The sequence below is a fragment of the Chryseobacterium pennipullorum genome (genome assembly GCF_003384725.1).
In the GTDB taxonomy this organism is placed as follows: Bacteria; Bacteroidota; Bacteroidia; order Flavobacteriales; family Weeksellaceae; genus Chryseobacterium; species Chryseobacterium pennipullorum.
In genome coordinates, this window is the sequence record NZ_QNVV01000003.1 from 409,905 (window position 1) to 422,613 (window position 12,709).

At 37.6% G+C, this 12,709-nt stretch carries 10 protein-coding genes; 8 read left to right on the forward strand and 2 right to left on the reverse strand.

What is annotated here, in order from left to right; all coding sequences use genetic code 11:
- Positions 1 to 23: 23 nt before the first annotated feature.
- From DRF67_RS06295 to metF, 4 genes are all read left to right on the forward strand, one after another.
- Positions 24 to 1,034, forward strand: coding sequence for a homocysteine S-methyltransferase family protein (locus DRF67_RS06295; RefSeq protein WP_115927450.1), 1,011 nt, complete (start codon positions 24 to 26; stop codon positions 1,032 to 1,034).
- Positions 1,035 to 1,117: 83 nt separating this feature from the next.
- Complete coding sequence (locus DRF67_RS06300; protein ID WP_115927451.1) at positions 1,118 to 2,209, forward strand: fatty acid desaturase family protein; 1,092 nt, start codon at positions 1,118 to 1,120, stop codon at positions 2,207 to 2,209.
- A gap of 1 nt (position 2,210) precedes the next feature.
- Entirely contained in the window at positions 2,211 to 4,871 is a 2,661-nt protein-coding gene (gene metH / locus DRF67_RS06305) for a methionine synthase (RefSeq protein ID WP_115927452.1), read from the forward strand.
- A 7-nt stretch (positions 4,872 to 4,878) separates the two neighbouring features.
- Positions 4,879 to 5,838, forward strand: coding sequence for a methylenetetrahydrofolate reductase [NAD(P)H] (metF, locus tag DRF67_RS06310; protein ID WP_115927453.1), 960 nt, complete (start codon positions 4,879 to 4,881; stop codon positions 5,836 to 5,838).
- An 83-nt stretch (positions 5,839 to 5,921) separates the two neighbouring features.
- Here the strand turns inward: metF and DRF67_RS06315 are convergent, their stop codons facing one another.
- Positions 5,922 to 6,686 (reverse strand): hypothetical protein, encoded by a 765-nt coding sequence (locus tag DRF67_RS06315; protein ID WP_115927454.1) that lies wholly within the window; start codon positions 6,684 to 6,686, stop codon positions 5,922 to 5,924.
- A gap of 87 nt (positions 6,687 to 6,773) precedes the next feature.
- A complete protein-coding gene (locus DRF67_RS06320; RefSeq protein ID WP_115927455.1) occupies positions 6,774 to 7,925 on the reverse strand; it encodes a hypothetical protein in 1,152 nt (383 codons plus the stop codon).
- Between the two features lie 101 nt (positions 7,926 to 8,026).
- Here DRF67_RS06320 and folE point away from each other — a divergent pair, with 101 nt between their 5' ends.
- The 4 genes from folE to cysS all read left to right on the forward strand — a co-directional run bounded on the left by folE (position 8,027) and on the right by cysS (position 11,531).
- The gene (folE, locus tag DRF67_RS06325) at positions 8,027 to 8,695 is read left to right on the forward strand and encodes a GTP cyclohydrolase I FolE (RefSeq protein ID WP_047376638.1); all 669 of its coding nucleotides are present in this window, start codon (positions 8,027 to 8,029) and stop codon (positions 8,693 to 8,695) included.
- Positions 8,695 to 9,126, forward strand: a complete 432-nt coding sequence (locus DRF67_RS06330; RefSeq protein WP_115927456.1) for a DinB family protein — start codon at positions 8,695 to 8,697, stop codon at positions 9,124 to 9,126. The genes folE and DRF67_RS06330 overlap by 1 nt, the downstream gene beginning before the upstream one ends.
- A 66-nt stretch (positions 9,127 to 9,192) precedes the next feature.
- The gene (locus DRF67_RS06335; protein WP_115927457.1) at positions 9,193 to 9,891 is read left to right on the forward strand and encodes a hypothetical protein; all 699 of its coding nucleotides are present in this window, start codon (positions 9,193 to 9,195) and stop codon (positions 9,889 to 9,891) included.
- Between the two features lie 173 nt (positions 9,892 to 10,064).
- Positions 10,065 to 11,531, forward strand: coding sequence for a cysteine--tRNA ligase (gene cysS, locus DRF67_RS06340; protein WP_115927458.1), 1,467 nt, complete (start codon positions 10,065 to 10,067; stop codon positions 11,529 to 11,531).
- The last annotated feature ends 1,178 nt before the right edge of the window (positions 11,532 to 12,709 follow it).

Consider the following 12,709-nt stretch of genomic DNA (forward strand, 5'->3'; position numbering starts at 1 on the left):
GGCTTTAGCCAAAACATTTAAAAATGAAAAATTCAGAACAATTATATAAAGCTTTATCCGAAAGAATTTTAATTCTTGACGGTGCCATGGGAACTATGCTTCAGAGATACAAGTTTGAAGAAGAAGATTACCGTGGCGAGCGTTTCAAAGACTGGGAACATCCCGTAAAGGGAAATAATGACCTGCTTTCTCTGACGCAGCCTCAGGCTATTGAAGAAGTTCACAAGAAATATCTTGAAGCAGGTGCTGATATCATCGAAACCAATACATTTTCGGGAACTACAATTGCCATGGCGGATTATTATATGGAAGAACTCGTGTACGAGCTGAACTATGAATCTGCAAAAATTGCCAGAAAAGCCTGCGACGAATACACCGAAAAGAATCCTGATAAACCCAGATTTGTAGCAGGATCGATCGGACCTACCAACAGAACGGCAAGCTTAAGTCCCGATGTGAATGATCCAGGGTACAGAGCAATAACATTTGAAGAGCTGAGAATAGCTTATAAACAGCAATGTGAAGCATTATTAGATGGTGGATCTGATATTCTGTTGGTGGAAACCATTTTTGATACCCTAAATGCAAAGGCAGCTTTATTTGCCATTGATGAGATCCAGGATGAAAGAGGAATTGAAATTCCAATAATGGTTTCAGGAACTATTACCGATGCTTCAGGAAGGACATTAAGCGGTCAGACGGCTGAAGCATTCCTGATTTCTGTATCCCATCTTAATCTGTTAAGTGTAGGTTTCAACTGTGCGCTCGGAGCGGATCAACTGACGCCTTATCTGGAGACATTGGCACACAATTCTGAGTTCTATGTTTCAGCTTACCCCAATGCGGGTTTACCTAATGCCTTTGGAAAGTATGACGAAACTCCGGAAGATATGGCAAGGCAGATCAGGGAATATGCCGAAAAAGGATTAATCAATATTATCGGAGGATGCTGTGGTACCACTCCTGAGCATATAAAGGCGATTGCAGAGCTCGTTGAGAATTATCCGCCAAGAAAATTGAAAGAATTTGTGTGATTTGATAGATTTTTTTAATTAAAACTAATCATAAAGGCTGGGTTATAAATATTATCTTTAAATAAATCATAAAATTTAATATTATGGAAAAGCCGAGTTATTTAAAAGATGCAGATGATACAAAACTGTTTAATGAATTGAGAAAAAGGGTAAACCGGAGAGTAGAGGCTATTCCAGAAAAGAGGGATATTTATATTCAGATCAAGGCGGTGCTTCTGCCGTTGATGTATGCAGGTTTCTATTTCCTGGCTGTTTTCAATGCAGAGACAGCGTGGATGTACGTACTGAGTTTTATTTTGATGGGAATCTTTCTGGTTTTGATTTATTTGAATTTAGTTCATGAAGCAGCACACAACAATATTTATAAAAGTAAAAGATTGAATGGGCTCGTATTACACATTTTTGATTTTGTAGGGGCCAATTCCTACATCTGGAAAAAGAGACATATTGCGAGCCATCATGCCTATCCGAATGTTGATGGATGGGATACGGATATTGAACAGAGCGGTTTGCTTCTGATTGTGCCCTGGATTAAAGCAAAAGGGGTTCAGAAGTATCAGGATAAGTTTTTCTTTTTGGTGTATCCGCTCTATTTATTCAATTGGATGTTCATACGAGATTTCAGAGACTTCTTTGATAATGAGAGGGTGATCTTGAAAACCCAGGGAAAAATCCCGGTAAAAGAAAAGATAAAGATGGTGGGGTATAAGTTGTTCTACTTCTTTTATCAGATTGTGGTTCCCGTTGTGTTCTTTAAAGTATCAATAGGACTTGCTTTGGGAGCGTGGTTTTTACAGGTGATTTCAGCAAGTCTCTTTGCATTGTTTGTTTTACTGCCTTTGCATCCGCTTCCTGATAACGCTTTTCCGAAATTGAATAAAGATAATGGACTTCCGTTCAGTTGGCTCCGCCATCAAATGGAAGTGACCAATGACCTGAAAGAAAATAACTGGTTTGTAAGGAATGTATTGGGGAATTTTAATTTCCATGTAGCCCACCACCTCTTCCCCAATTACAGCTATATGTATTATAATGAGATAACAGAAGAAATTGAAGAATTTGCTAAAGAACATGATTTGGCATATAAAAGATTTCCTCTGCTCACAGCCTTAGGCAAGCACAGGGATTTATTGAGGCAGAATGCCCATAATGCCTACTATATTTTAGAAGAATAAAATGAAATATTTAAGATTATCAGGCCTTGAGCCTCTTATCATAACCCCGGAAAGTAATTTCATCAATGTTGGTGAAAGAACCAATGTTGCCGGTTCCAAGAAATTTTTAAGACTGATCAAGGAGGAGAAATTCTCTGAAGCATTAGATATCGCCCGCCATCAGGTAGAAGGTGGGGCTCAAATTTTAGATGTTAACTTTGACGATGGATTGATCGACGGAAAAGCATCTATGATCAAATTTTTGAACTTAATAGCCTCTGAACCCGATATTGCAAGAATCCCCATCATGGTAGACTCTTCCAAATGGGAGATCCTGGAGGCAGGCCTTCAGGTAGCCCAGGGAAAATGTGTGGTGAATTCTATCAGTTTGAAAGAAGGTGAAGAGGAGTTTATAAAACATGCGAAAGCAATCAAAAGATACGGAGCAGCAGTTATCGTAATGGCTTTTGATGAGGTAGGACAAGCCGACAACCTGGAAAGAAGAATCGAAATTTCTAAACGGTCTTATGATATCCTGGTCAATCGGATTGGCTTCCCCGCAGAAGATATTATTTTTGACCTAAATATTTTCCCGGTTGCAACGGGAATGGATGAACATAGAACAAATGCCATCGATTTTATTGAAGCCACACGATGGGTAAGGCAGAATCTTCCCTATGCATCCGTAAGTGGGGGCGTAAGTAATGTATCCTTTTCCTTCCGTGGAAACGATACGGTAAGAGAAGCCATGCACTCTGTATTTCTGTATCATGCTATTCAGGCCGGAATGAATATAGGAATTGTAAATCCTGCCATGCTTGAAGTCTATGACGAAATCAATAAGGAATTACTGGAACTCGTGGAAGATGTGATTCTGGATAGGAGAGAAGATGCTACAGAGAGGCTTCTTGACTATTCCGAAAAACATAAATCCGTAAAAAAAGAAAAAACAGAAGAACTTGAATGGAGGAAAAATCCATTGCAGGAAAGAATTACCTATTCATTGGTCAAGGGGATTGACCGTTTTATAGAAGAAGATGTAGAGGAGGCAAGACAACTGGCTGAAAAGCCGCTTCATGTCATTGAAGTGAACCTAATGACCGGAATGGGTGTTGTAGGTGATTTGTTTGGAAGTGGAAAAATGTTTTTGCCACAGGTTGTGAAATCGGCGAGAGTAATGAAAAAGGCAGTGGCCTATCTGCAGCCTTATATTGAAGCTGAGAAAGATGGAACAAGACCAGCTAATGGTAAAATATTAATGGCCACCGTAAAAGGGGATGTCCATGATATCGGCAAAAATATTGTGAGTGTAGTTCTGGGCTGTAACAACTACGAGATTGTAGATCTTGGCGTCATGGTACCTGCTGAGAAGATTATACAGACGGCTATTGCAGAAAAAGTTGATGTCATCGGATTGAGCGGATTGATTACCCCAAGTCTCGACGAAATGGTGTATATCGCTTCAGAACTGGAGAGACAGAATCTGGATTTTCCGTTATTGATTGGTGGGGCAACAACGTCAAAAGCACATACGGCAGTGAAGATCGATTTAAAATACAAAAATGCCGTGGTTCATGTTAATGATGCTTCCAGAGCCGTAAATGTGGTGAGCTCATTACTGGGCGACCGGAATAAAGAATATGTTTCCGGTCTGAAGAATGACTATTCTGATTTTAGGGAAAAATTTCTCAACAGACAGGTGGATAAAGATTACGTTTCCATTGAAGACGCAAGAGAAAATCGCTTTAAAGTAGATTGGGAAAACGAAGAAATCTTCACTCCAAATAATTTAGGAATAACAGTAATTGAAAATCAGGATTTGAGAGAGTTGCTGCCTTTCGTCGACTGGTCCCCATTCTTCAGAAGCTGGGATCTTCACGGAAAATATCCGAATATCTTAGAAGATGAGGTGGTAGGAGTGCAGGCAAAGGAGCTGTTCAAAGATGCACAGGTCATTTTAAAGAGAATTCTGGATGAAAAATTATTAACAGCTAAAGCAATTTTTGGAATCTTCAAAGCTAACTCCAACGAAACGGATGATATTTTAATTCTTGATGAACATAATAATGAGCAGGCTAAGTTTTTAACATTAAGGCAACAGGCACAAAGATCAAAAGGAAAAGACTATTTGGCATTAAGTGATTTTATAGCGCCAAAAAGTTCAGGAAAGACTGATTATATGGGAGCATTCTGTGTAACTACAGGTTTCGGTACGGATGAGCTGGCAGAAGAATATGAAAAAGCCAATGATGACTATAATGCGATCATGGTAAAAGCATTGGCGGACCGTTTTGCGGAAGCTTATGCAGAGTTTTTACATAAGAAAGTAAGAACAGAATATTGGGGCTATGCCGTTCAGGAAGAATTAAGCAATGAAGAATTAATTGCTGAAAAATATAAAGGAATCCGCCCGGCTCCAGGATATCCGGCTTGCCCTGACCATCTGGAAAAGAAAACGATCTGGGATCTTTTAAAAGTTGAAGAAAATACGGGGGTCTATCTTACCGAAAGCTTGGCGATGTTTCCCACAGCCTCTGTTTCCGGATATTACTTTGGGAGCCCACATGCCAAATACTTTGGATTAGGAAAAATTACAGAAGACCAGCTCGAAGATTATGCAGCAAGAAGAGGTTGTAGCATCCAGGAAGCAAAAAAATGGTTGTCACCAAATTTAGCAGATTAAAATTGACATGAAGATAACAGAACACATTAAAAACGCAAATGGAAAAACTTTATTCTCCCTCGAAGTGGTTCCCCCACAAAAAGGGATAGGAATCGAGGATCTTTATACCAATATAGATCCATTGATGGAATTCAAGCCCCCGTTTATTGATGTTACCACTTCCAGGGAAGAATATATCTATCTTGACAAAGGTAATGGCCTCATGGAGCGTCGAATCACAAGAATGAGACCCGGAACATTGGGGATCTGTGCAGCCATTCAGCATAAATATAATGTAGACACCGTTCCACACTTGCTGTGTGGAGGTTTTACCAAAGAAGAAACCGAATATCTTCTGGTAGACTGTATGTATCTGGGCATTGATAATGTAATGGCTTTGCGGGGCGATGCAATGAAAGGACATCAGTACTTTGAGCCCACTCATGGCGGGCATGCCAGTGCAATGGATCTTGTAAACCAGATTAATGATCTCGGAAGGGGAAAATACCTTCATAATGAAGAGCAAGTCTGCGATGAACTGAACAAATTTTGTATAGGCGTAGCAGGATATCCGGAAAAACATATGGAGGCACCTTCTATGAATTACGATTTGAAATGGCTGAAGCAGAAAGTGGATGCCGGAGCAGATTATATTGTAACTCAAATGTTTTTTGACAATAAAAAGTATATTGAATTCGTTCAAAAAGCAAGAGAGATGGGAATTACGGTTCCCATTATCCCGGGAATTAAGCCGATTGCCACCAAGAAGCATTTGAAAATTCTCCCTCAGGTATTTAAAATCGATTTACCTGAAGAACTGATCAATGAAGTGGAGAACGCTAAAAACAATGAAGCTGTAAAACAGATCGGAGTGGAATGGGCAATTACCCAGTGCAAAGAGCTTCTCGACTTTGGAGTTCCGGTTTTACACTTCTACTCAATGGGAAAAAGTGACAACATTAAAAAAGTAGCCGGTGAGCTATTCTAATAAAAGTACCAAAATGAAAGAACCCTGCTACATCGTAGCAGGGTTTTATTGTAGGCTCAATCTTGAAGATTGAAAGCATGATCTTAATTTGATTTTCCATTCAGGAAGTTAACCAGCTTTGCTAAATCATCCTGCTTGTTAACTTTTGTTTTGTTTGATTTTAAATATCCCTCCAGTTGATCTTTTTGCCCAGGTAATGCCTCGATAATTTCTTTGGTATTCTTAGGGTTTTTAATAAATCCGCTGGGAGTTTTGATATAATAGATCGGATTCAGATTCTTAAAAGAAGGCGGTGTATTGTTAGAATAAGCATTATCTGATACCGTACCATTGATAAATGTGGTTTTCATTTTCTTATACAATCCGTACTGCTGTCCTGCTACGATCTCGAAAAAATATCCCGAAAGATCATCGCCCGTATCTAATTTGACCAATGTATCCTTACTGTCTAAAAATGTGATTCTCGAAAACATATCATTTTTCGGAAGGACATATACTTTATCATCATTTTTTTCTTTCTTAAACTCTACTTCGTCAAGATAAGTATTATACCTTCCGGGAGCCGGTTCTGTAACTCCTTCGAATTTAGTAGTCACAAAGTCTTTGCTGTAATATGCATTACCCTGAATGTCACTGTAAGATAGCGTTCTGCCTGCGCCTGGAGTACCGGCCTGGTTGAGGTACATCTCCCCACGTTGGTTCAAAACCCCGCCATTGGAAGAAGCATAAGGATCCATAAGCCTGTTGGATAGGATATTGTCACTGTTAGGTATTTCACCCATACGAAGAATCTGAGCCTGGCTCATGACCGAAGAAATCACTAAAGCCGCGAAAAATATTTTTTTCATATTTATTAGAATTTTATATCGCAATTTACAAATAATAATGAAGTTACAAATCGACTTTACATTGAAACTTAATTAAATATGAAATTTTTATAAAAACGGATGCCTTTCAAACTCTTTATTCCTGTCAAACAGATATCGGTAGGTGGCCAGCTTTCTGGTTACTGTTGTGTCAAGGGTTTCTGCAATTTTTATCATTTTGGGGTTGAAATCACCGATCCATTGGAGTTCCGTAACTTTAAAGTCGGTGTGTTTTCTCAAATGCTGAGTCCCCTCCCAGATCATATAACCGTCAATACCCTTTCTTTGCCATTCCGGAACAACACCGAAGACAAGACCTACCATTTTTTCATTCTTCTTAAACTGCTTTAGCCAGAGAAACCTGAGCTTTTCGAAAATACCAAACTTACCGTCCAGATATTTAAACCATTGATTCAGATCCGGAATATTGATCCACATCGCAATCGGCTTTTCATTTTCATACACAAACCATGAAATGTGCTCATTAATGATCGGTTTCATCATGTTGAACATTTTAAGGACTTTTACCTCTTCCAGCTGTTTCCCTTCACCGTGGCAGGCCCATGCTTTGTTATAAATCTCTGTAAAGTCTTTGGCGAACTTTTCCAGCTTGTTCTTTTTCATAGGCTGTGCAGAAATGGCCGGATTTCTTTTGTTTCTTTCATACGCAATGGTGAAAACTCTTGAGACCTCTGCAAAAATAGGCCTGGTAAAACACAGCTGTTCAAAATAGGTCTGAAAACCATAATTTTCAAAAAGGTCCTTGTAATAGGGGAAATTATAATTCATTCCAAACAGTGGCTCTATAAAACCTTCCGTCAGCAATCCCCAAAATTTATCACGTTCTCCAAAGTTGATCGGTCCGTCCATTGCTTCCATCCCTCTTTCCAGGAGCCACTTCTTGCAATGGTCGAATATAAAATTGGCAGTCTGCTGATCTTGGATACAGTCAAAAAAGCCAATTCCTCCTGTAGGCTGCTTTTGTTCATAGTGGTTATGAATAAAAACGGCAACTTTACCAACGGTTTTTTTGTCTTTTTTAAACAAAAATCTTTTGCATTCCCCTTCTTTAAAAAATTTGTTTTTATTTGGATCAAAAATCTCTTCGATGTCTTTGTTCAAAGGCCGGATATAATTTTTGTCGTGTTGATAAAGTTGTGCTGGAAATTCCAGGAATTCCCTTATTTGATCTTTATTTTTTACTTCTTCGACAATCATCATAGTTTTTTTAATATGAATAGGTTATAAAAGATAATTTTTTTCAGCACGAATGAAATCGATGAACAGATATTATCCGTATTTTTGCTGCAAATTAAATAAAAATGGTTGATTTTACTGATAACGACGATGATATTTTCACTGGAAAAGAACATACGCCTATAAGGAAAGATGCTTTTGATAAATCGCCACAGGAGAAAATAGAAAAAATTACTGAGCTTTTTGGTGAAATTATGGAGACCTTAGGAATGGATATGACAGACGATTCTCTGAAAGATTCTCCCAGACGTGTTGCCAAAATGTATGTGAATGAGATTTTCGGAGGCCTTCTTCCCGAAAACAAGCCTGGAATTTCTACGTTTTCCAATAAATATAAATACCGCCAGATGCTGGTGGAAAAAGATATCACTGTATACTCTTTTTGTGAACACCACTTCTTACCCATTATAGGTAGGGCACACGTTGCCTATATTTCAAATGGAGAAGTAATTGGCCTTTCAAAAATTAACAGGATTGTTGATTATTATGCAAAAAGACCACAGGTTCAGGAAAGACTTACCATGCAGATTGTCGATGCCTTAAAAGAAGCATTGGGAACAAAAGACGTAGCCTGTATCATCGATGCCAAGCACCTTTGTGTCAACTGCCGCGGAATTAAAGATACCGCAAGTTCTACCATAACGGCGGAATTAAGTGGTATTTTTAGAACAAACCCTATTACAAGACAAGAATTCCTACATTATGTAGGAAGCCATGCAAAACTTGATTATTAATGAACTACCAGATTCTTAAAAATATTATTGATGCTGAACTTCAGAGATTTCAAAACATCTCTGAGGACGAATGGGCTTATAAAGCAAGTCCTGAAAAATGGTCTAAAAAAGAGATTATAGGGCATCTCTGTGACAGCGCCATTACAAACATCCGTAGATTTGTAGTAACTCAATACAAAGAGAACGAGAATATTGTTTATGATCAGGATTTTTGGGTAAAAGCCCAGAACTATCAGAATGTTCCTACTTCAGATTTAATCGGTCTGTGGAAGCTGTTAAATCAGCAGGTAGTACATGTCGTTGAAAATATTCCAGGTGAAGCACTCAAAAGAACCTGTGATACTACGAAGACAGAGCCTCAGATTTTTACATTGGAGTATATGATCAACGATTATGTAGATCATCTCCAACATCATTTGAAGTCAATATAAATTTTAAAAGAAAACAACGGCAGCATCACTTGATAGTGTCTGCTTATAAATAAGAAACTAATACGTATGAAAATTTTTTTAAGAAGCTTTTTAGCTATCGGATGTTTGATTTTAATTGTCAGCTGTAGCTCTGATGAAGAAATAGGTAAAGAAGAAGTTCCTTTAAAATTTATAAGGACGATTGACAATAAGTCAGGTTATACCGAAAAATGGATTTATAATGATAAAAATAATGTTGTTAAAATTGTTAGTTCAAATGATAAAACATCAACCTTTGAATATGATAATAACGGAGAATTAGTAAAGGCAGATACTTATTTTACCTCTGAACCAAATTTGAAGTCAGAAGAATTTAGATTAGAATATTTGCCAGGTAAGATCATTGTTAATGTTAAAAAGTATTTTTCAGGCAAGAATATAACAGAACGTAAAGAACACATTCTTGATAATAAAGGAAGACCAACTAAAAGTATAGAATCTGACGGTTTTAAGAAGATCTATACTCTTTCTAATGGTAACGTTAGTAGTGTCTTTTATGCAAATAAGAATGACGTAGGTAGCGTGATTGGAGAGTACCTATATGACGATAAGAGAAACCTTTATTCCAATTATCCTATAGGATTTCGGCTCATAAGAGGAGATGAATTTATCAATGAAAATAACGTTATATGGTCAAAAAACTATAATTATCAAGAGTCAATAAATAATGAGTATGATAAAGATGGATATCTGACCAAAGACCATAGATATTATTATACCTATTAATTAAAATTTTCAAGTAACACATGGCATTATAAACTAATCTGTTATAAATTTGCGGAATGATAAAATTTAGAAAAGTTTCGAATAAGATTTTTTTAGCAACAATAATTTGTTGTAGTAGAATTATTTTGACTAAATTTTAAATCTTAAACTATAGAATCTTTTAACGAAAAAAAATGCAATTAAAAATATATAACTCGCTTACAGCGGAAAAAGAAATATTCAAACCCATTTTAGAGGGAAACGTAGGGATGTATGTCTGTGGACCTACGGTATATAGCAATGTACATCTCGGAAATGTAAGAACTTTCCTTTCCTTTGATTTTATCTACCGTACCTTAATGCATTTAGGGTATAAAGTAAGGTATGTAAGAAATATTACCGATGCTGGTCACCTTACCGATGATGGTAACGTAGACAATGACAGATTTGTAAAGCAAACCAGACTTGAAAAACTTGAACCTATGGAGATCGTACAGAAATATACTGTAGATTTTCATAAAGTATTGGATATGTTTAATTTGCTTCCTCCGAATATTGAGCCTACAGCAACCGGCCATATTGTAGAGCAGATCGAGCTTACTCAAAAGTTAATAGATACCGGTTTTGCGTACGAAAGCAATGGTTCCGTATACTTCGATGTATTGGAATATAATAAAAGAGGTCTGAACTACGGTGAACTTTCAAAACGTAATATAGAAGAGCTTTTCGCTAACACCCGTGATCTTGATGGACAAGGTGAAAAAAAGAATCCACAGGATTTTGCCCTTTGGAAAAAAGCATCCCCAGCTCACATTATGAGATGGAACTCACCGTGGGGCGAAGGGTTCCCGGGATGGCATCTTGAATGTACAGCAATGAGCACAAAATATCTGGGTGAAACGTTTGATATCCATGGAGGCGGAATGGATTTGAAATTCCCTCACCATGAATGCGAAATTGCGCAAGGTAAGGCTTGCAATGGTGCTGCACCGGTACATTACTGGATGCACGCTAATATGTTAACGATGAATTCTCAGCGTATGAGTAAATCTACAGGGAATTACATCCTTCCGATGCAGTTAGTGACAGGTGATAATGACTTTTTTGAAAAGTCGTTCCACCCATCAATTGTGCGTTTTTGTTTTCTGCAGGCACATTACAGAAGCGTGTTGGATATTTCGAACGATGCCATGATAGCCAGTGAAAAAGGATTTATCAGATTAATGGAAGCTGTTAAAGTACTGAATTCAGTAACTCCTGATGACCAGAAACCGTCCGGATTCAGCGTACAAGAATGGAAGGACAAATGTTATGAAGCATTAACAGATGATTTCAATTCTCCCATCCTGATTGCTCACTTATTTGAGGCCGTAAAGTATATATTTGCTTTAAACGATGGCAAAGAAACAATTTCTACTCATGACCTTGAGGATTTAAGATCTACATTGAACGCATTGATCTTTGATGTTTTGGGGTTGCAGAATGTGGAAGAAAATAATAATGAAAAGCTTGACCAAACCTTAAAAGTTTTAATCGAATTGCGGAATCAGGCAAGAAAATCAAAAAACTTTGAACTTTCAGATCAGATAAGAGACAAACTGCTGGCTGAGGGCATCGAATTAAAAGATGGAAGAGACGGAACATCATACGTTCTGAACTAAAAATATAAACTTCGGTTTGCAATCATTCCGTAAGAAATCTATCATAAAGGATTCTTACGGAATATTTTTTTTAATAATACTGCGCTCAAATCCTCTTATTCCCCAACTCTCCAACCAAAGCTCACTCGAATCCTCGACTATATTCAGGAGCTAGATCCTGCTATCCACTCATACTCCTCGCGCCAACTCCCTCCAGTGCTTAATCCTTCACTTCTCCGATCCATGCTGCGGGGTAACCGTTACTATCAGGGCTAAGGTAGAAGAGGGAATTATAAGCAGCCGGTTATAATTGTTCTAATAGGGTCCACTACATATATTATATTGCTCTCATCAATATGGATAAGCCCATTCAATTACCAGGTCCAACGGAACTTGTATTTACTATCATCTGTGCAAATCTGTGGCATCCGTGGGTTAAAAATAAAAATCATCAACCACATAAACATTCACAGTAGGTCATTATGCGTTCCATCATTAGGAATGGGCTTCAGCCCGTTCACATTAAGATACCTTCCATTGGGCTTTAGCCCAAACTTAATAACCATAACGTTACTATATCTATTATGATATATAATACACTCCCAAAAACCCTCTCTATCTTCACCCCATCTCCCATAATCTCTGGCATCCTCCCTTTATCTCAAACATTTGTTTAAAATTTTTCACCTTATGGTCCAGCGCTTTAGCTGTTCATATAACGGAAATATGAAATTTATGTTAAATAAACTTGTAGGATATGGGTTAAGTTTCTATCTTTGCCCCACTGAAAAACGAAAGGGATTTAGTAAGCGCAGAAGGGCCTTTAGATAGGCAGAAACATTACGATCTACTAAGATATCAAACGAAAAAAACTTTTAATTTTTATCAAATAAAAGTTGCGAGTTAAAAAAGAGTTTGTATCTTTGCAGTCCCAATTAAGGGAGCGCAGGAGTAGAGGGATTAAAGGTTAAGGAAGGGAGTTAAGGTTACTTAAAAAACTTTAAATTTTTCTTTTAAAACATTTGGTCAAATCAAAATAAAGTTTTACTTTTGCACTCGCAAATACGGAGCGCCACTGACAGAAGAGAGTGCTTCGTTAAAAAGCGAAAGACAGAAAAGATCATTGACATACAATATAACAACCAAGTAAGGAAAAACTAAAGCGTTAAAAAACTTTGAGTGAGTCAGACAAACATACA